This is a genomic window from Lentibacillus juripiscarius, assembly GCF_042685205.1.
GTDB lineage: Bacteria > Bacillota > Bacilli > Bacillales > Amphibacillaceae > Lentibacillus > Lentibacillus juripiscarius.
The window spans coordinates 44,074-66,072 of the sequence record NZ_JBHUNA010000009.1 but is presented as its reverse complement, the minus strand read 5'-3'; the positions used below and the strand labels follow the sequence as shown (position 1 = coordinate 66,072).

Sequence of the window (21,999 nt, the reverse complement as noted above, 5' to 3'; positions counted from 1 at the left end):
TATGAATTTGACACTAAGTCAAGTAATTGATGATATTAATTATTATGACTTACCTGAAACATGGTATATCAATAACCTTCATCAATACTCAATGGAAAAAAACCTATATAACTATCAGGTCAATGCTCTTCAAAATGTTATTAAATCATTATATTTATATTATGAAAAATCTTTAGATTACTCACTAGATGAAGATTATAAAGACGTATCGAAAAGAAAAGGCAACTTAGGGTATATATATCAAAATAATAATGCCCCAGTTGATAAATTACATCTAAAGCGTCTAAAAAAGAACCAACATTTAATTGATATTTATGAGGATTTCTTCTCTTTCGAAAATGATAAAATAAACTTTGATAGGTTTAATAATCGTTTATCATTATGGATGGCAACTGGAAGTGGAAAGACCTTAATAATAGTAAAACTTTTTGAGTTAATACACCAATTAATACAAAATAATGAAATCCCATCAAAAGATGTATTATTTCTTGCCCCTAGTGAGAAGATTATCGAACAGACTAAGGCTCTAGTAAAAGAATTTAATTCAAATATTAGGAACAACGTCTATATCAATTTCATTAACCTTAAGGAGTATGAGAAAAATAAATTACAAAAGGCTCTAAAGTTTGAGGACCAGATTGATATTTACTATTACCGTTCCGATTTAATAAGTGATACTCAAGGCGATGCAAAGCTTAATTACTTACATTATGAAAATAACGGTAATTGGTATATAGTTTTAGACGAAGCACACAAAGGTAATAAAGAAAGTTCTAAACAACAAGCTTACTTTAATGTTATCTCAAGAAATGGCTTCTTGTTTAATCTATCAGCAACTTTTAGCGATTTATTAGATTATACAACTACAGCTTATAACTTTAACTTAGAGAAATTCATTAGCAACGGTTATGGAAAAAATATCTATGTTAGTGATTCGACATTTGACTTCAGTAAACGGGACGATGATACAAGTAATTACAAGAAAGAATTAATAGTAACAAAGTCTCTTATTACCTTAACTGCTTCTAAACTAGCATATGAAGTGAATGGGGACAATTATTATCATTCACCTTTAATGGTTACTCTTACTCAAACGGTTACTCAATCTGACTCAGATCTCCACTTGTTTTTTAAAGAGTTAAAGAATTTTGCTGGAGATAATTACTCATTAGAGATCTTCAAAAGAGCTAGACAGGAGTTAATAGACGAAATCACTAATAAAGAAACGTATATCTTCGAAAAAGAAAAAATAGATATGGATGTAAGCTTTATAGAAAATATTACTCCTAAAGTTGTATTATCGAAGGTTTTTAATGCAGAAACTCCTAGTGCTATCGAGTATGTATATGTTGATAATAAAAAAGAAATTGGGTTAAGGTTAAAGTCGTCCGAGAAATCTACTCCATTTGCTCTAATAAGAATAGGAGAGATATCTAATTGGAGAAACGAAATTCTCAGCGGTTACGAACATACTGGAAGCTATGATGACAAAAGGTACTTTGAACATTTAAACTCTACCCCTGATATAAATATCCTTATGGGATCGAGGTCTTTCTATGAAGGATGGGACTCAACTAGACCTAATGTTCTTAACTTTATTAACATCGGGAAAACTGATGCAAAAAAGTTCATCCTACAATCAATAGGACGCGGAATAAGAGTAGAGCCAGTAAAAAATCAACGTAAAAGACTAAAAGGCCTATATAATAATGGAGAAATTGACCAAGAAATTTTTGACCATTTGAAGGATAGTTCTCCTTTACTGGAAACATTATTTATCTTTGCTACAGAAAAAGATACTATAGAGAATGTTTTAAAAACAGTAGATGATCAAAAATCAGAAGGTACCCAAAAGAGAATTGAAATATCTAAGAATTCTCATGTATATGAGTTGCTTATACCTAAGTATGAAAATACTCCAAAAGATAACTCAAAACTTAAGAAAATAAAAATTCATAGTAATGATTTGAATCGTTTTATCAAAGATATTCAATCAACCCCTTCGAGCGTGTTAGCTCTAGAGTATGGCCTTAGCTATAACGAAGTAAAATACTTCAACCACCTAAGTCAAAAACCTAAAGATCTTTTCGTTGAAGATGAAAAATATACTTATAAAAACTTAGGTTTGATATATCGCAAAATTAAACAATACCTAAGGTCGCAAGACCAAAAACTTAGTAATTTTAAGCAGCTTGATGATGAGAATGATTTAGTACACTTTAAGCATATTAAAGTAAATGAAGAAGATTATAGGGAGATACAACATAGAGTTGATTCAGTTAGAAGCTACGTTGATAAAGAAAGGTACTCAACGGAGCAATATATTGAATTGTTAGAAGAAGGCTTAATTAAGAAAAAAGCAGAATATAGAGACTTAACAATAAAATACATTAACTCGCACTTCTACTATCCGCTTATATATAGTAACAAGGAAAACGTAGAATATATTAAGCATATTATTAATATCCCAAGTGAAGTTAATTTTATAAAAAACCTTGAAACCTATATTAAAAATAACTCTGATAAAATTAATCAAAAATATGAATGGTGGATGTTTAGTAAGCTAGATGAATCACTAGATGATGTATATATACCTTACTTCGACAATGGCGAACCTAAGAAATTTAAACCCGATTTTATATTCTGGCTTCGTGAAAAAGGTAGTGATGGTTACAGAATAATCTTTGTTGACCCTAAGGGAACAACACACGCAAGTACTATTAATAAGGTCGGTGGATTTAATAACATTTTTAAGAATAAAACTTTTAAAAAGGAGAGATATAATGTCATTGTAGATCTTGTTTTATATAACGAGGATAACCCATTTAATGATGGGTACTATGAACACTTCTGGTCTAATAATATAGAGGACATATTTAAGTGTGAAGAGTAGAAAAACTATCTTTACGATCGCAACATATGCGGCCGTTTTTTTGGTGTGCCCCACAGTTGCACAGTCTAGGTGGTTTAAATCCACACGATAACTTTTCCCTTTTAAGTGTCGTAGCCAAAGCAAGGTCCCCGCCCTGAGGGGGCAGAATTGACAGGGTGTCCTCTGCAAAGGGGCATCTGAAAGGTCTGCAGGCAAAGTCCAGCCCGGAACAACATGTGAACCAGAGGTGGCGGCGATGTTGGGTGATCCGCCCGAAAAACGGGGAAACCTATGCGAAAGGCATACTCTGTGGGAAAATTGGAAAAGGGAAACGACCCATAGGGCACATCGACGTGATTAGGGTCTGGATGGATGGAATAGAATGTGTAATTACTGGGGGGAGAACTGTAGGTCCTATTGGTAAACTTCAATAGGTAGGGGAGGTATAACCCTAAAGGGGAAAGCCAAACCAATGGAACTGACGAAGTGAAAGCCGGATGCGGAAAAGCTGCACGACCGGTTTGATGAGAGGGCGGAGGGTGAAAGCCCTCCTCCTACTCTACTCTATATATTTTCTACATACTTAAGGTTTGAGGGAATAGGGGATAGGATGGTTGTCCTGGAACAGCCAATGGCCATATCATAAAAGATAACTGCTGATCTTCACCATTCGCTGAGCGGGGTTATATGTAATTTAGCATATTCTTTTATTACGTCAAACGGTACGGACCCAAGTTCAAACCCTTTACCTTTGAGTCCTTTTTTAGTTTCATCCCAAATATTATTATCCTTAATGGAATCCGAAAATTCATGCCCATCCTATGTCAATGAAGCCATAACATATCCAGCTTGATCTAAGATTTTTAGATGATATGAAACAAATTTCACGGTCTGAATTATCTTGAATTTTAAGTTCTTTTCGATCGTCGTTATTTTCAACTAATAATAACAATCGCCTAACTAATTCCATATCTCGTTTCGCGATAAACTTCTTAGAAATTCATTCGGGAGGTTGAGCGATGACCCTGAAAGACAAAAGAATAGAGTGGAAAGCGCGATATGACACTTGGAAAGAAAGCGGGCAAACGATTGCGGAATGGTGCCGTAACCAAAAAATCAAAGTCCACCAAATGTATTATTGGGTGCAGCGATTTGAAAACGATAGGATTCCTGCCGAACCGGAACCAACACAATGGCTTACCGTCCAGGTGGACGATGAATCCATATCCTCTGAAGGACAGGGTCCTATCTTTATTCATTTTGACGCCATTTCGAAGTGCGGTGTTTATGGCAGAATAAAACTACATAACTCGGCAGTGTAAAAATACACAACTGCCATTATAAAAAAAGAGCCTTGCCAGTCATCCCAAAATCTATTAACCTCCTGCATGTAAAGTCCAATAAACATGGGGAGGAATGAAAGGATGCTAGCAATGACTTAAGTTGACAGTATCCTTTTGAATTTTCGGTGCCTGTTTCCTACTATGTAAAGTTTTATTACAGTGAGAAGCAGGCATCATTAAATAAAAAGGCTTCTCTAGTATTATTCTCTTTTAGCTCTTTTAATTCCTTAATAACACCTCTATTCGTTTTTCTTTTTTGTTAATTTCCCTTGTAATCTTACAATAAGGAGTGAAGGGTACTTTTTATGGAAAATTCGTTTGTATGCAGGAATTCGGCATTCCATGTCGAACTTTATTCCTAAAGATAGTAAAGACAGTTACTATGGCACAAGGAGAACAATCATATGCAAACTGAATACTTGAAAGAAGCTTATGGGCTATTGTTTGAAATTGAAACTAGGGTGAGACAGTACATTGAAAGAACCATGCAGGACACTTATGGTGTAGGATGGTAAATTGCAGCACCAGCCTTCAAGAAATATAAAATCTCCACTAAGCGTTTTGATTCTTTCCATTACCACGAACTTATGTCCATGTTAGGAGCATATTGTCACTAATGAAGAAAAAATGATATTGCAGGGTGCACATAGGTTAGTTATGGAATGAATATGTCCGTTCATCACAGGTGTCCTAAAGCCATCCGAGATAAAGAGCAGCACACATACCGTTTCCTTCCAGGTTTGTCAGCATTTCTTCCTGGACGTAAGTTGGTTCTTTTGGTACAAGTTTACTCAAAAATTGCTTTAGTAATATTGGGATTCTTCTTGTTCAGCAATACGATCGGGTCATTTTCTGGATAAATGATTCAAACAATTATTTCAAAAGCATTTGTGAAGTGAAATTCTTGTTGATAATTACAGGTTGAATATTAGGAGGTATGACTATATGATTAGAAAATTAATCTCTATAAAAGGTGTAGGAAAGTATGAACATTTTAACGCCAGTGATATGAAAACAGGGTCGCTATTTGACCGTTTAAATGTTATTTATGCTAATAATGGTAGTGGAAAAACTACCTTATCAGCTATCTTCAAATCCTTAGAGGATGGAAATCCGAATATCATAAATGATAGAAAAACTATCGGTTTTGAAAAAGACCAAGAAGTATCAATACTTGGTGAAGATGTACGGTATGATTTTAAAGGAAATAAGTGGCGTAATACCTTAGATAACCTAGAGGTTTTTGATACCTTCTTTATTAATAATAATATATTTTCTGGGTTTGAGGTTTCTCCGGACCACAAAAAAAAACTACACCAATTTGTCATTGGAGAAAAGGGAGTTAAACTATCAGAAAATATTAAGCAAAATAAGGAGACAATAGCTGAAGATAAAAAGAAACAAAAAGAAATTGAACTTGAAATAACCAAAGTTATTAAAGAATTTAAGGTTAAGGACTATATTAAGGTGGGTTCGGAAGAAAATATTGACCAGAAAATAAACTCTAAAAGTAAGGAAATAGAACTGGCACAACAACAAGAGCACATAAAAAATACAGAAAAGCCAAAGTTGGTTCCTAAAATAAAGTTGCCAATAGACATACAGCAATGTGAATCAATTATTGGTACTAGCGTAGAAGATATCGATAATGAGTACATACACAACGTCCAAGATCATATACATAGTTTAAAGTTAAATAACATGGAAAACCCCGAAGGTTGGATAAGAAAAGGTTATCTTTCAATTGATCATGAAGAAGAAAAATGTCCATTTTGTAGCCAAGAATTAACTAAAGTTCAACACTTAATCACTTCTTATAGACAATTCTTCAGCGAGAAATATAACAAAATTAAAAATAAGTGTGAATTAATTCTTGAAGATGCGGAAAATTATAATTTACAGTTTGAATTAGAGAAAAGCTTATCCGAACTTACTAAAAATAAAAGCCTTTTAGATTTTTGGACACCATTAATTCAAAACGAAGCTGCTGCCACTGTATCCCTGGAGAAAAATAATACTGATTTAAATGAATTATATAATCGAGCTAAACAAGATTTATATAAAAAGTTAGAGACCCCCCATATTTGCATGTCAACTGAGAGTTTTGATTTGCTTGATCATGAAATAAAGGCCTTCAACAGCTATATTGAAGAGTTTAACAAATTGTTAGGGACAATCAACCCTGAAGTTGATGACCTAAAAAACTCAGAAAGGGACTTAGAGGGATTAGAAAAGGAGTTAAGAAAGCTAAAAGAAATTAAAGAACGGTTTAAAGACCCTATTCTAACCTATTGTAATGAATACATCGATTTAGAGGAAAAAATAAAAATCTTAAATGAGAAAAATAAGGAGATGAAAAAAGACCTGGATGATTACTCTGTAGAGATCTTTGAAAAATATGGTGAAAAAATAAATGACTACTTAAAGCAATTCTCCACGGGATACAAAATAAAAAATATAAAAAGTACGATTGTTGGTCGAAGCACAGAGCCTTCTGTTAGTTATGTTTTAACCTTAAATGATGAGGAAATCTCTTTTGAGAATTTAAATGGAAAAATTCAGGCCTCAAAGGCATTAAGTGAGGGAGATAGGAGTACCTTGGCTCTGGCATTCTTCCTTGCAAAATTAGATATAGAAGAAAACATAGAAAATAAGGTTGTTGTATTTGATGATCCTTTATCAAGTTTTGATAGTAACAGAAGGAATAAGACCGTAAATCTTTTGATCGACAAGAGCCGAAAACTAAAACAGACTTTTATATTGAGTCATAATGATTCATTAGTGTTTAATATCTATGAAAAGGCTTCCCCGAGTATGTTTACTATATTTAATGGGAAATTAGAAGACTTAGACCAAGATGACATGGAAGATCATATGGAACATCGATATTTTACTCAATTAAAGAAAATTGAATCGTTTTGTGAAAACCCAAAATTACATGAGAGTATAAATGAATTTCGAGGGTCAGTTAGAATAGTTCTTGAAGACAGTATTAAATTTAGATATAGGAAATATCTAAAAAAACAATATACTGACAGTGCTGGTCAACTAATCGGCCCTCTAAATAATAAAGATGGCTTGGGAAAGATGATCAATCTTTTGGAGGTTTCAATTTGCAAATTTAAGGAACCAAAAGAGGAAGTAATATCCGAACTCAGGGAATTAAATGAATTTTCAAATCCATCCCATCACGGAAGCATTGAATCAGCACACAGAGATGAACCACTAACCATTGATGAGCTAATAACATTTTTAAAGCAAACCTTAGACGTTGTTTATGAAAAATTATAATTCTTAAAAGTTAATTTTGGCTGATGAATAAATAGTCCATAAAAGTCAACTTTAATTCATTATAGTTGCTCAAATTTGGTCACTGGAAATTTATAAACACATACATTTGTGTAGCATTTAAGTTTTTCATGAATGCTCAAAACGTTGATTTAAAGGGATTTATCATTTTTAAGCAAAATTGATATCATCAGATATGAAAGGGGCGGCATGATGTAAGTAATCGCTCAGACCCATTGATATGAAAGTCTTTTGTGACCACAACATAGTGTTGTGGTCACATTTTGTGTACCAGGCATGTGCACATTTTATAGGGTCAAGTGCCACCCGAAGGCAGTAGTAGTGGTTAAGCAAGTCCTTCCAAACCACCCATTTGAATTTTCTATTTATTGTACTTTATATAAGCTATTCACAGAATTTGACTGTCTGTCTTGAATAAAGACATAAAATAGTACAACTTGCCATGTTGTTGAGCCAACTATGACACCATTTTGAGCCACCTGTGACACACGGACAGAGCCATATCTATAAATCCTAAAGTAGTAGTTACTGCCGAGCCATAAGGTTTGCCAAGCCCACCACCCTTGAACTTGTTTGTATCCATGGTAATTCTCTTGTGGCGGATGGTAAAAAACAACCTATAAGGGCTCCATCCATCCGTATCGCCAGCTTACCATGGACAAGCACTTCTAAGTTCCGCTGGAAGGGGCACGGTGGTCAAGGGCAAGCAGCTCCGCAGTGGTTAAGCACATTATCTTAGAAAACAGTAGATCACCCTTTATCATAATTGGCTCAATTTCACGTCATCGATTGAAGTTAGTATAAATAGTTGATACACCAATTGAGCCATGTTTGAACCAAACACAAAGGTGGAAAGGGCAGCGTTCACTTTCGCTGAAGCATATAAGGTTAGGAATCTTTTAAGCGTAAGAAAAATGTTTATACTTTCTTTAGTCTTAATGTTGGGTTGGGTAGGTTTTTCTTCGGGAACTCTCCCTAAAAAGCTTGATCCTATTGCTCCTGATAGCGTTTACTATAATGGAAAAATTATCACAATGGATTCAGATTCGTCTATAGCTGAAGCTGTGGCTGTCAAGGATGGTAAAATTATTTCAGTTGGGACAAATAAAGAAATTAGCAAGTTGAAAGGACGTCAGACTGAAACCATTAATTTAAATAATAAAGTCATGTTACAGGGTTTTATTGATGCTCACAGTCACTTACCTTCTTCAGGATCTGCTAAGCTGTTTCAGGCCGACCTACAAGGACCGCCAGTTGGCCCTGTTGAAAATATAGATGACCTCATCGCAGCGTTAAAGGAGGAGGGGGGAAATACTTAATCAACCGTCTTTCGTAGGTTTTCTAAACAAAATAATATTGAATATTTTCCCCTGAAACTTAAAAACAATTATGCGCTATTTAACGACCTTAAGATAATTGATCAAACCAGCTGTACCAGAAAGCGATTTCAGCGGTAACGTTGCATCTTCTTATAGAATGTTAACATGTCTAGGACCCAACCCCCCCCTTTTCGATACGCCGAACATTTACGTGCTAACATAACATTTATTATACAGTAATCCATAAATTAGCATTTTTAAGAATCGTTGTTTAAACCCTAGAAATTTTGAGATAAAACGAAATAAACTCTATACAGTGAAAATTTTATAGGTTGTTTCAATTGTTTGTTTGGATAAGGTAAGCAAAATTGACCACGGAAATGACTGAAATTTAGTATGAGCTAGTTTAAAGGTATGCATATCAATCAGTCGGCTAATATAGGGGGGGCGGCTCCGGAAGAACTGATTTGCAAAAACAGAATAGATGGGAGGTTTTGTGGTATGAATAAATTCCTCGAATGGCTTATCGCCTCCATTTTATTTGCATTTATTGGTTTAGTAGTTGTACTTAATGTTGAAAGTTGGGCGAGGCTGTCTGGAGAGTTAAATAGAAACATAATATTAACTGGAACTGCATCAACATTTGCTCTGGTTATAATTTCCTTTTTATGCTTGTTCGAGGCAAATAGTGAGCGTAAAAAATCAATAAGGGCTGCACCTCAATTGGGCCTGATTGCGTAAGAAAGGCTATGTCAAATTTTGTTAAAGAAAAATAGTTAAGAAACAGCGAGGGATGAGAAAATGATTAGGGTTGATGTGGCATATGGACTTATTTGTGAGCAGAATAAAGTCCTGATGGTGAATAATCAGGGGGATGGCTGGCCCTTAAGGGGTTCAGCTTACCGGAGACATGATAATAAAAGTCAATCGTTTCCGTGCGATATGTGAGCTTGAAACGATTTGAAAATCTTAAGATGAAGTGACGAGGAACTTATACTTAGTATATTTTGTTAGATGGAACGCGGAGTGCGGGGAAACCTGTATGAGCCGTGTGGAGCAGAGGAAAAGCTGGAAATAACGTCAAAAGCTTACCTATTGTAAACGACTGTCGAACAAAATAAGAAATGGAGTGCATATACAAAGTGAAAACGGGGATTCCTAAAGTACCATAAATTAGTTACTGGAGGGAACCCAAATGGAGCATGAAAAGAATGTTAAATTAACATCAGCAGAGATCACACAGCTTTGGACAGCATACATGAATGACTCAGCATTAATATGTCAATTAAACCAATTTCTAAGTAAAGTAAAAGATGAGGAAATTAGACCACTTATCCAACAGGCTGTTGATATAACTCAAGGGAATTTAAAAACATTAACTGAGATTTTTAATAAAGAAAATTATCCTATCCCATATGGATTTAAAATGGATGAGGATGTAGATGTAAATGCTCCCAGATTATTTACTGATACATATGTTTTGAATTACCTTCACGAAGGGGCACAAGTTGCCTTGCAAGGCTACAGTATCAGTTTGTCTTCATCTGTGAGGGCAGATGTTTATAGTTACTTTAATGAATGTATTTCACAGTTAACTAAACATCTTAGAGAAGTAAAGGAACTCTTATTAGCCAAAGGACTCTATATCAGGTCACCAAACCTCCCAACACCTGAGAATTATGATTTTGTAAAAAGTCAGAGTTTCCTTACAGGTTATTTCGGTGAAAGAAGGCCTTTAGTTGGGACAGAAATTGCGAATCTCTATAATAACTTTCAAAGGAATGCTCTAGGTATAGCCACTATGATTGGGTTTAGTCAGGTTGCAAAATCAAAAGAGGTAAGAAAGTTTCTTGTAAAGGGCAAAGAAATTTCCCAAAAGCATTGTGAGATATTTGGCTCAATTATGAGAGAGGATGATATTCCTGTTCCTATGACATTCGATACAGAGGTGACAGACTCAATTACTTACACATTCTCTGATAAGCTCATGACTTTTTACTGCACAGCTTTAATTGACTTAAGTGTTGGTTATTACGGTTCAAGTATGGCAATGAGTCCGAGGAGAGATTTGGCTGTACAGTATAGCAGGCTAGTAGCTGAAATACTTAAGTATGCTGATGAGGGGGCTAAACTTATGATTAAAAATGGATGGATGGAGGAACCACCAAGAGCATTGGATAGGGATGAGTTAGCCAAGAAGCAGTAACTGTAATTAGGATTAAAATCTTTATGGAAACAACAGCATGTTAGTCATCCATTATCGGGTGTGCATTAATCTAATAACTTTGCGCGTGAATCGGTTTCGCTTGTCCAGTGAGATTTTGACCAATAATCGTAATGCCAGATTATAATCGTAACGAGAAGAAGGGAAGCCGCATGGGATTTTTGTTATTGCTTGTGTAAATAAATAAGCTTATTCATTGGATTCTGGCGATATTAACATATTAAGAAGCCTTCGCGGTACAATAACAACAATGAAATAAGAGAAATACCTACATAAAAATGGGGGTATTTCTCTTATTTTCTTTTTATAGTAACACGTTCTTTAGACGTTTTACACTTGAGGATTGACTTTATATTTTGCCGGTATTTGTTGCGCAAAATATCGAAGACTGTCTATTTATATACAATTTCCAAAAATTGCTTAATAAAGCATTAGTATGTGTTAAAATGTGTTTAACAATAGACTAGCCTTGTATGAGGGGTGTCCCTTCCAAGAAGGGAGGTGACGCCAGTGGACATAGCAAACGTGTTGACGCTGATGATTTCTTTCGGTATGTTGATAGCGTTTATCATGTCCGACAATATCAAATAACCCCTCATATGCTTGGCGGGCGAAAGGGGGCTATTTACCCTCATGCGCCACCCCTTGTTGGGGTCTGGTCTATTGTACCGTAGGCATACAATGCCTACGGTTTTCATTATATGACCATCCTCTAGGATTATACCCTACTTTTTTTAAAAAGAAAAGAAATATGGATAATTAGTTGACTGAATTTTTATTTATTTTTAGTTCAAGGTTTGTGGTAGGCTGGGCTTTGAGCAACACGTTGCAGATTGATTTTATTATTTGGACTGTTGCAGAGGGTGGTTTTATTTTAAAATGACTTTTATGTCTTGACAAGGGAATACATAACATTTTGATCAACTTTTTAAAATGTTCTTCTTATCCCCTTATGTACAAATACCTTATGAACAGTCTTCTATTACCGGATCTTACCCTGAATAAGGCTTGCCGCCCAACTTGTGTTTTTGATTAGTTCAGAAATATACCTTGAATAACTATGATTAATTATGTGTTGAAAAAACCCGATAAATATATAACCCAATGGGAGATTGGCTCCAATGAAGAAAAAGTGACAGATAGCATTCATAAGAAACTGGTAAAATGAAAGTGATCGAATCGATTCGCGGTGCCTTGTTAATAAAAATAAGCTGTAACGCAATGGCACGACCTTTAGTTTGAATATTATATCTATTTAAAATAATTTGTGTTACTATATAAATAAATGCTGAATGAGCTGAGTACACTAATACTCTACTAAAAAGGGTGAAATTAAATTGGAAGGTGATATAAAGCATAATAAAACTTATTTGTAGAAGTTGTTGGTTTAATCGACGGTATGTTTTGTTTTAAACAAAATTTAGTATGCTTTTGTGCTTGTTTGATTAAAGGTTGGTTAGGAAAATATACAATGGTGGAAAAAGAGGAGGGAACCGTAATGCGTAACCGAAATAGAGTGTGGTTTGAGGAATGTGGCAAAAAACTCGACCCGGCATTAGTGGAAAAGCTACAGGAGGAACGAAAAAAAACCCTTCATACTACAAGCGATACAAGTATTCCTGTAATTGTCTATTTTTCTAATGATGTGGAAAAAGATCAGAAAGATGACGTCATCCATGCTTGCCAAATGGACAATAATAGTATTGACAGCGACCTCGGTTTTGATGAAAATGCCGTTTGCGGCCATCTAACGTCAGATATGATCCGAAAGATCAAAGATTATAAGGCGGTCAACCGTATATTTTATGATCGCGAGATTAATGCCTTTCTTGATATTGCCACAAAAGAAATTGGCGCACGTGCTATCCAAGAGCAGCTTGGACTTACTGGAAAAGGTATTCACATAGCTGTTGTTGATACAGGAATTTATCCACACCAAGACCTCACAAAAGATACAAATAGGATTGTCGCTTTTAAAGATTTCGTTAATGACAAAAATGAACCATATGATGATAATGGACATGGAACACATTGTGCAGGAGATGCCGCAGGGAATGGCTTAATGTCCGATGGAAAATATACTGGTCCTGCGTCCGGGGCTTCGTTAATTGGGGTGAAGGTTCTGGATAAGAATGGAGGCGGCAGATTGTCAGCAATGCTGAAGGGCATCGCATGGTGTATTAAACATAAGGAAGAATATAACATCCGTATTATATCTCTTTCCTTAGGGGCTAAGGCCTATGATTCATATCGTGATGATCCGCTTTCCCAAGCAGTCCAGAGCGCCTGGCACCAGGGAATCATTGTGTGCGCAGCAGCAGGAAATGACGGACCAAAGCCAAAAACAATCAATACCCCCGCTGTTAATCCGTTCATTATTACTGTAGGAGCAGCTTCCGATCAAAATACAGAAACACGTGCAGATGATGTAATAGCTGATTATTCCAGCAGGGGCCCGACCATCGATTCCTTAATCAAACCGGATTTATATGCACCGGGAACGGATATTATTTCGCTTCTTGCACCGGGTTCAACTATCGAGAAACAAAGACCTGAGCAAATTGTTGATGAAAATTATTTGCAGTTATCAGGTACATCGATGGCAACTCCCATTTGCGCAGGGGTGATTGCATTGATGCTTGAAGCAAATCCGGCACTTAGCCCAAATGACGTTAAAAGTATCCTAAATGCAACAGCATATCCGCTGTTAAATGACTATTGGGGCTTTATTGTTGCATCCGATGCAGTTAAGATGGCAAAGGAATATTCCCGTAATAAAGTGGCAGTAAAGTGATGATTCTTTTAGCATTCGCCATTAAAGATGCTACACACTCTCATCTTACGGGCGGTATGATGTAAAGTTAGCTAGTTTTGGTAGTATAACAGTTAGGGGCTCAGAAGAGCTCGACAAAGTATCCGAAAATTAAAGATGAACCCCGTATCGATTTACTGGTACGGGGTTATTTGTTTAATATAACTGTACTATCGGAATTGCTAATTATCATTTTAAAGGTGAGTCTGTCAGTCTTGTTAATTTGCGGGTGTGGAATTCTAGTTTCATATTCGGTTGTCATATATAAATTGTTGCAACCCTCCGAAACTTAACAGGGAATGACATTTTTTTTGACCATGTTTTTGACCTTCAAATATTTATAAACCAGTACAGACTCACGTATCTAAAGTTTATATATATCGTCAAAATGCCTTTAAATCAATGTTGATTACAAGAAGATACAAATTCAGATGTGCTAGATAATTATCTTTATGATAAAATAAATGCGTTAAAATGCCAAATAGGTTTTCGTACATATTTTGTATCGAAAATAGGAGAATAGTTATGTATTTGAAACGATTGGAAAGTGTCGGGTTCAAGTCATTTGCGGAACGGATCGGTGTGGATTTTGTTCCGGGTGTAACCGCAGTGGTTGGCCCGAATGGAAGCGGAAAAAGTAATATTACCGATGCAATCAGATGGGTGCTTGGAGAACAGTCGGCCCGGTCATTGCGCGGTTCGAAAATGGAAGATGTCATTTTCCAGGGCAGTGACACCAGACGAGCACTGAATGTTGCAGAGGTTACGCTGGTACTGGACAACAGTGACAAGACACTTCCGCTTGACTATGAGGAAGTCAGTGTCACCAGACGTGTCTATCGTTCCGGTGAGAGCGAGTTTTATATTAATAAACAGTCCTGCCGCCTGAAGGATATCGTTGATTTATTTATGGATTCAGGACTTGGACGTGAAGCATTCTCGATTATCAGTCAGGGAAAAGTCGAGGAAATTTTAAGTTCCAAAGCAGACGAACGGCGGACCATTTTTGAAGAGGCTGCCGGTGTTTTGAAATACAAGCAGCGGAAGAAGAAGGCTGAGTATAAATTAGAGGAAACACAAGAAAACTTGAATCGTGTGGAAGATATCATTTATGAAATCGAACAGCAGATTGAACCGCTTGAGGAACAGGCGAAAACCGCACGAGCCTACCTGGATAAAAAGGAACAGCTGAAACAACATGAAATTTCACTGCTCATTACAGAAATTGAGCAGCTTCATGAACAGTGGCAGGGACTGCTGGATGAATTGGACAAAGAAAAGAACGATGAACTGAACCAGAAAACGGCCATTCAGAAAAAAGAAGCCGAGCTTGAGGATGAGCGCCAGAAACTTCAGAAGCTTGATGAAGAAATTGAACAGCTGCAGGCAAAGCTGCTGTCGACAACGCAGCAGCTGGAGCAATATGAAGGAAAAAAACAGCTGTTTAACGAACGGACGAAGCATTTTGCCGAAAACAAGGATAAGCTTGAGGCACAAAAGAAAGAAACGGCCGAGCGCATGGAAATGCTTGAACATGAGCTTAGTGAAGAGAATCAAAAACTGAAATCCTTGCGGGTAAACCGTAACGAAACAAAAGCAAAAGTAGAAGACCTGGAAGCAAAACTGACGACAGACCGGCAAAACATTGCAGAACGCATCGAGGAATTGAAGTCGGACTACATTGAGTACTTGAATGATCAGGCGGCCAAACGCAATGAAAAGCAATCCATTCAGCAGCAGCTTGGTCAGCTCTCCGGCAAAAAAGAAAAACAGAAAGTGAAATTCCAGGATTTGCTGGAGGAACGGAAAGAACTCACCGCGAAAACGGAAAAGCTGAAGGCAGACTATACGGAACAGGAAGAGACATACCAGACAAAATCCCGGGCCGTCCAACAGATAAAGGAAGATTTGAGTCAAAAACGCAATACCTTTCAGGAGGCGCAGACAAAGCTGCATCAAGGCTATCAATATATTGAAAAATTGAAGTCAAAAAAAGAAATGCTCGAAGATATGAAAGAGGATTTTCAAGGATTTTTCCACGGAGTAAAAGCGGTCCTGAAAGCACGTGAGGAAAATAAACTGGACGGCATTCACGGGGCTGTTATCGAACTTATCGACGTACCGAAGCAATACATTACGGCAATTGAAACGGTACTGGGCGGTCAGGCACAACACGTTGTGGTAAGCGACGATCAGGCAGCGCGCAGTGCCATCAGCTGGCTGAAAAAGACGAACAGCGGCCGTGCTACCTTTTTGCCGCTTAGTTCGATTCAAGCACGATTTATTCCGAAAGATATGCTGGCAAAAGCAGCAGAACATCCTGGTTTTGTCGGGGTTGCTGGTGAGTTAGTGTCAGCATCCCCGAACTTTCAGAAAGCAGTTACTCATTTAATGGGCCATGTCCTTGTGGCGAAAACACTGAAAGATGCAAATGACATTGCCGGGCTCGTTAAACGTAAACACCGGGTTGTCACACTGGAAGGGGATGTCGTCAATCCGGGCGGATCCATGTCGGGCGGTGCCCAGAAAAAATCGAAGCAATCACTCTTCACGAGGGAAAAAGATCTGCAGGAAGTAACCGAAAAACTGGAGCAATTCCAGCAGAAAGCAAATGCGTTTGAAGAGCAGGTGGACAAGCAAAAGCGGGAGATCACCCAGCTGGAACAATTGCTCGCCACGGAAGAGGAACAAATAGCTGGCGAACAGGAAAAACTCCAGGAAATCCGTGCATCCTATAAAGAGGCGGAGATGAAATTAGCATCGTTGCATGATAATCTTCAGCTTTATGATCAGGATAAGCAGCAATTTGATCAGGACACGCGGGATTTGGAAACCCGTGAAGCCCAACTGTCAAAAGAGCTGGAAACAATTTCGGAGCAGCTGACTGCCACACAAAAGGAAATCGATCAGCTATCTGAACAGGAAACAGCATTCCAGGAAAACCAGGAGCAGCTGAAAGAAGACTGTCAGAAAGCACGGGTGGAACTGGCAGAACAGGAAGAACGCCTGAAAAACCAGCAGGAGAAAACGACCAGCTTACAGACACAGCTCGATGATTATCGCGAACAATATGAGATTCATGCGAATGACCTGAACGAATTATTGGACGTGCAAAATACAGACGAAACCGAAGAAGAAATAGATGCCAGTATTTCTGCGGCGAAAACAGATAAAGAAAACATCACAGCGGAAATCCAGAAGATGCGAGGCAATCGTTCCGAGCGGACCCAGCTTTTGCAGGACCAGGAGCGTGAACTGAAAGAAGAAAATCGGAGCCATCAGGCTAGGAAAGAAGCCATTCAGGAAAAAGAAGTGAAGGCGAACCGGCTTGATGTCGAACTGGAGAACCGCCTGAACAAGCTGCAGACCGAATACACAATGACATTTGAAAAGGCGACACAAGACTATGAAAAAACAGACGATATTCAAGAAACCCAATCAGTGGTGGAGCAGATTAAGCAAGCCATCGATCAGCTTGGAACCGTGAACCTTGGCGCAATTGATGAGTATGACCGTATTTCTGAACGGTATGACTTTTTATCCAAACAGCAGAACGACCTCGTCGAAGCGAAGCAGACATTGCATTCGGTTATCGCTGAAATGGATGAGGAAATGGAGAAACGCTTTGGTGACACATTCGGGCAAATTAAAGAAGAGTTTGCTGTTGTTTTCAAACAATTATTTGGTGGTGGCAAAGCAGAGCTGAAACTGACCGATCCGAATAATTTGCTTGATACTGGTGTGGACATTATCGCCCAGCCACCTGGCAAGAAGCTCCAGCACCTTGGACTGCTTTCCGGTGGTGAACGGGCCTTGACAGCGATTGCGTTACTGTTTGCCATACTGCGTGTCCGTCCGGTGCCGTTTTGTGTACTGGACGAGGTGGAAGCAGCCCTTGATGAAGCAAATGTTGTTCGGTTTGCCAAGTATTTGAAAGCATACAGCGACCACACACAATTTATCGTCATCACGCACCGTAAAGGGACAATGGAAGAATCAGACGTCCTGTATGGAGTTACAATGCAGGAGTCCGGTGTCTCCCGTCTCGTATCGGTCCGGCTGGAAGAAACAGAAGAACTTATCAATGCATAGGAGGGATTCGTTTCATGGGATTCATGGATAAATTGAAAAATAAATTCAAGCAGAATGAAGAAGAAACAGAAGACGTCTCGAAAAAATATAAAAAAGGTATGGAAAAAACGCGCAATTCCTTTTCGGGGAAAATTAATGACCTGATTGCCCGCTACCGCAAAGTGGACGAGGACTTTTTTGAAGAACTGGAAGAAGTGCTCATTGCGGCGGATGTCGGGGTTAATACAGTGATGGATCTGATTGATGAGCTGAAAATGGAAGTGAAGCGGCAAAACATCAAAGATTCATCAGAAATCAAAGATGTCATATCGGAAAAGCTAGTAGACATTTATTATGGTGATGATGACGAAGAAGTGGAGAAACTGAATCTGCAAGAAGGAGAATTGTCGGTCATTCTCGTTGTTGGGGTGAATGGCGTCGGGAAAACGACCTCGATCGGCAAGCTTGCGCATCAATTAAAACTGGAAGGAAAAAACGTGATGCTGGTAGCAGGCGACACATTCCGCGCTGGTGCTATTGAACAGCTTGATGTCTGGGGCGAACGGACCGGTGTGGACGTGATTAAGCAGGGTGAAGGCAGTGATCCTGCTGCGGTCATTTTCGATGGGATTAAAGCAGCTAAATCACGGAATGCCGATGTGCTGATCTGTGACACGGCTGGAAGATTGCAAAATAAAGTAAATTTAATGAATGAACTGGCCAAAGTCAAACGGGTGATAGAACGGGAAGTGCCCGGTGCACCACATGATGTGCTGCTCGTACTGGATGCGACGACCGGCCAGAATGCCTTAAATCAGGCAAAAACATTTTCAGAAGCGACAGACGTATCCGGCATCGTCCTTACGAAACTTGATGGAACAGCAAAAGGTGGAATTGTTCTGGCCATCCGCAACGAACTGGAAATCCCTGTCAAGTTCGTCGGTTTAGGTGAAAAAGCGGATGATCTCGAGCCGTTTGATGCCCATGCATTTGTTTATGGATTGTTTGCGGATCTGCTTGAAGATGGGGAAGAATGATGATAAACTTTTTTGTAAAGGGATTTCACTTAACAATGGACAGATGACGTATATGACAAGGGGTGTTTTAGATTGCTCGCAAAAACAACACGAATTAATTACTTGTTTGATTTTTATCAATCCCTATTAACCCCTAAACAGCGCAGTTATATGGATATGTATTTTCGTGAGGACTATTCGCTTGGTGAAATCTCCGAGTTATTGCAAGTTTCGCGCCAGGCTGTATATGATAATATCCGCCGGACGGAAAAGATGCTTGAAGCCTATGAAACTAAACTGGGACTATATGATAAATTCCAAAAACGCACGACGATTTTGGACAGGATGGATGAAGCTGCCCAGGACAGTGAAATGAAAGCCTTAATCCATCAGCTAAAAGAATTAGAGTAGGGGGACACCTTCCATGGCATTTGAAGGATTGGCCGACCGGCTGCAGAGCACGATGAAAAAAATCACCGGCAAAGGAAAAGTTTCAGAGCAAGATGTCAAAGAGATGACGCGTGAAGTCCGTCTTGCGCTTCTGGAAGCCGATGTTAACTTTAAAGTGGTCAAAGACTTGATCAAGCGTATAAAAGAGCGTGCTGTCGGGCAGGAAGTGATGGAAAGCTTAACCCCCGGACAGCAGGTTATTAAAGTGGTTAAAGAAGAATTATCCGAACTGATGGGCGGCGAACAGAGCAAGATAGCCACAGCCGACCGTCCGCCGACTGTTATCATGATGGCCGGTCTGCAGGGTGCCGGAAAGACAACTACTTCCGGCAAACTGGCCAACCACTTGCGAAAAAAGCACAATCGTTCGCCTCTTTTGGTTGCCGCAGACGTCTATCGCCCGGCAGCAATTGATCAGCTGGAAACGGTCGGACAGCAGCTGGGAATGCCTGTTTTTTCGAGGGGAACCGATGCGAACCCGGTTGATATAGCTAAAGAAGCACTGGAGCAGGCGAAAGAACAGAATAATGACTATGTTATCATTGACACGGCAGGACGGCTGCATGTGGATGAAGATCTGATGGATGAATTGCAGCAGATTAAAGTAGCAGTCAGTCCGGAAGAGATTTTCCTTGTTGTTGATTCCATGACCGGTCAGGATGCCGTCAATGTAGCGGAAAGCTTTAATGAACAGCTGGAGATCTCCGGTGTCGTCCTGACGAAACTTGATGGCGACACACGCGGAGGTGCAGCCCTTTCCATTCGAGCTGTCACCGGAAAGCCGATTAAATTCGCCGGTATGGGTGAAAAACTGGACCAGCTTGAACCGTTTCACCCGGAAGGCATGGCATCACGTATTCTCGGCATGGGTGATGTTTTAAGCCTGATTGAAAAAGCGGAGACGAATGTCAGCGAAAAGCAGGCAAAAGAACTGCAGGAAAAAATGCGCACAGCGTCATTCACATTTGATGATTTTCTGGAACAGATGGGGCAAGTGAAAAACATGGGGCCGCTGGAAGACATAATGAGCATGATTCCAGGTGCCAACAAGATGAAAGGGCTGAAAAATGCACAAATTGACGAGAAACAGCTCGTTTATGTAGAGGCAATTATTCAGTCGATGACGAAGGACGAGCGGCAGGATCCGAGCATCATGAACGCAAGCCGGAAGAAACGGATTGCTAAAGGCTCCGGGACCTCCGTAGCCCAGGTGAACAGGCTATTGAAACAGTTTAGTGAAATGAAGAAAATGATGAAACAGATGACAGGCGGACAAAAAGGGAAAAAAGGCAAAGGAATGAACTTGCCTTTTATGTAAGTCTGATCTTGACTTTAGCAGTTGAAATCCGCGGGAATAGTGCCCGAAGTGAGACCCCGCAGCGAGGTACGAGCAGCTCACCGGTCACCTGCGGAAAGCGAAGTGTATTCGGGCTGCGGTGTTCAGAAAGCAAAATATAATCGAAAAGAACCATCAAGTGAAATTAGTGAAACCTGTAATGGAAAAACACTTTACAGGCTTTGGTCTATCTGTTAGAATTTAAAACTGTGAAACAAGATCTATTGGAGGTGTAAACATGGCTGTAAAAATCCGTATGAAACGCATGGGATCAAAACGTAATCCATTCTACCGTATTGTTGTAGCAGACTCACGCTCACCAAGAGATGGACGTTTTATTGAGCAAATCGGCACATACAACCCTGTTGTCAGCCCGGTTGAAGTCAATATAAATGAAGAGAAAGCGTTGAACTGGATGACCGATGGTGCGAAACCAAGTGATACCGTCCGCAATCTTTTCTCCAAACAAGGCATCATGAAAAAATTCCACGAACAGAAAAATTAACTGTAAAGTAGTGTGATATCATGAAGGCCCTGATTGAAACAATTGTAACGCCACTAGTCGATCACCCTGGAGACATCGTTGTAACGGAATCAGAAGAAGATGCTAAAATCGTCTACCATCTGGCCGTCAATCAAAACGATGTCGGAAAGGTGATCGGCAAAAATGGACGAATTGCCAAGTCTATCCGTACAATTGTTTATGCTGCAAAGATGGATACAAACAAACGTATTTATTTGGATATTATGTAGAGGGAGAGGGAAAACCTTTCCCTTTTTACAAAAGTTGTAACGTATCTTCTGTAGAATGATCTCCAAACCGAAACCGTTTAGAGAGAGTGGGGAACCAGGATGCAAATAATTAGGAAGGTCCTTGTCAAACAGGTTGTTACGGAGAAGAGTAAAGAAGAATTGCGGAAAAGTTTTCATGACCACAAAATGCGGCTTGAACAAGAGTGTCAACAGCTTAGGTTTGAACAGCGCAAACTGGAAAACAAACGAAATGTCTCCAAACAAGAGATTTCAGAGCGGTTTCAGCAAGAAATAAAAAACCGCAAAGAAAAAATGAAACTCGCTGATTTTAAACTTGAACAACTGGATATTCTGGAAATAGGCAGTGAAATAACAGAAAAAGAAGTTGACGCTCTTGTTGAAGTCAATGAAGGTTCGCATTGGGATGAAATCATGGGAGAAGCAGCCATTGTTATAAAAGATGGTGTGGTTGTTCGAATTGATCAGTAGCAGGT

Annotated in this window: 14 protein-coding genes; all 14 read left to right on the top strand. The window is 38.8% G+C overall.

Features of this window, described 5'->3' with window-relative positions; all coding sequences use genetic code 11:
- Position 1: 1 nt before the first annotated feature.
- The 14 genes from ACFSUO_RS05290 (at position 2) to ACFSUO_RS05225 (ending at position 21,994) form a co-directional block, all read left to right on the top strand.
- The gene (locus ACFSUO_RS05290; protein ID WP_382391810.1) at positions 2–2,893 is read left to right on the top strand and encodes a DEAD/DEAH box helicase family protein; all 2,892 of its coding nucleotides are present in this window, start codon (positions 2–4) and stop codon (positions 2,891–2,893) included.
- 998 nt (positions 2,894–3,891) lie between these two features.
- Positions 3,892–4,194: an IS66 family insertion sequence element accessory protein TnpA gene (gene tnpA / locus ACFSUO_RS05285; RefSeq protein ID WP_382391808.1), complete on the top strand. Its 303-nt coding sequence runs from the start codon at positions 3,892–3,894 to the stop codon at positions 4,192–4,194.
- Positions 4,195–5,160: 966 nt separating this feature from the next.
- Entirely contained in the window at positions 5,161–7,506 is a 2,346-nt protein-coding gene (locus tag ACFSUO_RS05280; RefSeq protein WP_382391806.1) for an AAA family ATPase, read from the top strand.
- A gap of 845 nt (positions 7,507–8,351) precedes the next feature.
- Positions 8,352–8,843 (top strand): hypothetical protein, encoded by a 492-nt coding sequence (locus tag ACFSUO_RS05275; RefSeq protein ID WP_382391804.1) that lies wholly within the window; start codon positions 8,352–8,354, stop codon positions 8,841–8,843.
- 414 nt (positions 8,844–9,257) lie between these two features.
- Entirely contained in the window at positions 9,258–9,584 is a 327-nt protein-coding gene (locus ACFSUO_RS05270) for a hypothetical protein (protein WP_382391802.1), read from the top strand.
- Between the two features lie 454 nt (positions 9,585–10,038).
- Entirely contained in the window at positions 10,039–11,049 is a 1,011-nt protein-coding gene (locus ACFSUO_RS05265; RefSeq protein WP_382391800.1) for a DUF3231 family protein, read from the top strand.
- 1,516 nt (positions 11,050–12,565) lie between these two features.
- Complete coding sequence (locus tag ACFSUO_RS05260; protein WP_382391798.1) at positions 12,566–13,861, top strand: S8 family peptidase; 1,296 nt, start codon at positions 12,566–12,568, stop codon at positions 13,859–13,861.
- A gap of 543 nt (positions 13,862–14,404) precedes the next feature.
- The gene (gene smc, locus ACFSUO_RS05255) at positions 14,405–17,971 is read left to right on the top strand and encodes a chromosome segregation protein SMC (protein ID WP_382391796.1); all 3,567 of its coding nucleotides are present in this window, start codon (positions 14,405–14,407) and stop codon (positions 17,969–17,971) included.
- 14 nt (positions 17,972–17,985) lie between these two features.
- On the top strand, positions 17,986–18,987 hold the full coding sequence (gene ftsY, locus ACFSUO_RS05250) for a signal recognition particle-docking protein FtsY (RefSeq protein ID WP_382391794.1): 1,002 nt from the start codon (positions 17,986–17,988) through the stop codon (positions 18,985–18,987).
- A 72-nt stretch (positions 18,988–19,059) separates the two neighbouring features.
- Entirely contained in the window at positions 19,060–19,377 is a 318-nt protein-coding gene (locus ACFSUO_RS05245) for a putative DNA-binding protein (protein WP_382391792.1), read from the top strand.
- Positions 19,378–19,390: 13 nt separating this feature from the next.
- Entirely contained in the window at positions 19,391–20,734 is a 1,344-nt protein-coding gene (gene ffh, locus ACFSUO_RS05240) for a signal recognition particle protein (protein ID WP_382391790.1), read from the top strand.
- A 256-nt stretch (positions 20,735–20,990) separates the two neighbouring features.
- Positions 20,991–21,257, top strand: a complete 267-nt coding sequence (rpsP, locus tag ACFSUO_RS05235; protein ID WP_382391788.1) for a 30S ribosomal protein S16 — start codon at positions 20,991–20,993, stop codon at positions 21,255–21,257.
- A gap of 20 nt (positions 21,258–21,277) precedes the next feature.
- On the top strand, positions 21,278–21,505 hold the full coding sequence (locus ACFSUO_RS05230; protein ID WP_382391786.1) for a KH domain-containing protein: 228 nt from the start codon (positions 21,278–21,280) through the stop codon (positions 21,503–21,505).
- Between the two features lie 99 nt (positions 21,506–21,604).
- Positions 21,605–21,994 carry a YlqD family protein gene (locus ACFSUO_RS05225; protein WP_382391784.1) on the top strand — a complete coding sequence of 130 codons (390 nt, stop codon included), beginning with the start codon at positions 21,605–21,607 and terminating at the stop codon, positions 21,992–21,994.
- Positions 21,995–21,999 lie beyond the last annotated feature (5 nt).

Bases quoted from the DNA above. Each gene is read 5' to 3' on its own strand.
- ftsY (WP_382391794.1), top strand. From the start codon at position 17,986: ATGGGATTCATGGATAAATTGAAAAATAAATTCAAGCAGAATGAAGAA.
- ACFSUO_RS05260 (WP_382391798.1), top strand. From the start codon at position 12,566: ATGCGTAACCGAAATAGAGTGTGGTTTGAGGAATGTGGCAAAAAACTC.
- ffh (WP_382391790.1), top strand. From the start codon at position 19,391: ATGGCATTTGAAGGATTGGCCGACCGGCTGCAGAGCACGATGAAAAAA.
- ACFSUO_RS05265 (WP_382391800.1), top strand. From the start codon at position 10,039: ATGGAGCATGAAAAGAATGTTAAATTAACATCAGCAGAGATCACACAG.
- tnpA (WP_382391808.1), top strand. From the start codon at position 3,892: ATGACCCTGAAAGACAAAAGAATAGAGTGGAAAGCGCGATATGACACT.
- rpsP (WP_382391788.1), top strand. From the start codon at position 20,991: ATGGCTGTAAAAATCCGTATGAAACGCATGGGATCAAAACGTAATCCA.
- ACFSUO_RS05280 (WP_382391806.1), top strand. From the start codon at position 5,161: ATGATTAGAAAATTAATCTCTATAAAAGGTGTAGGAAAGTATGAACAT.
- ACFSUO_RS05290 (WP_382391810.1), top strand. From the start codon at position 2: ATGAATTTGACACTAAGTCAAGTAATTGATGATATTAATTATTATGAC.
- ACFSUO_RS05270 (WP_382391802.1), top strand. From the start codon at position 9,258: ATGCATATCAATCAGTCGGCTAATATAGGGGGGGCGGCTCCGGAAGAA.
- ACFSUO_RS05275 (WP_382391804.1), top strand. From the start codon at position 8,352: ATGTTTGAACCAAACACAAAGGTGGAAAGGGCAGCGTTCACTTTCGCT.
- smc (WP_382391796.1), top strand. From the start codon at position 14,405: ATGTATTTGAAACGATTGGAAAGTGTCGGGTTCAAGTCATTTGCGGAA.
- ACFSUO_RS05225 (WP_382391784.1), top strand. From the start codon at position 21,605: ATGCAAATAATTAGGAAGGTCCTTGTCAAACAGGTTGTTACGGAGAAG.
- ACFSUO_RS05230 (WP_382391786.1), top strand. From the start codon at position 21,278: ATGAAGGCCCTGATTGAAACAATTGTAACGCCACTAGTCGATCACCCT.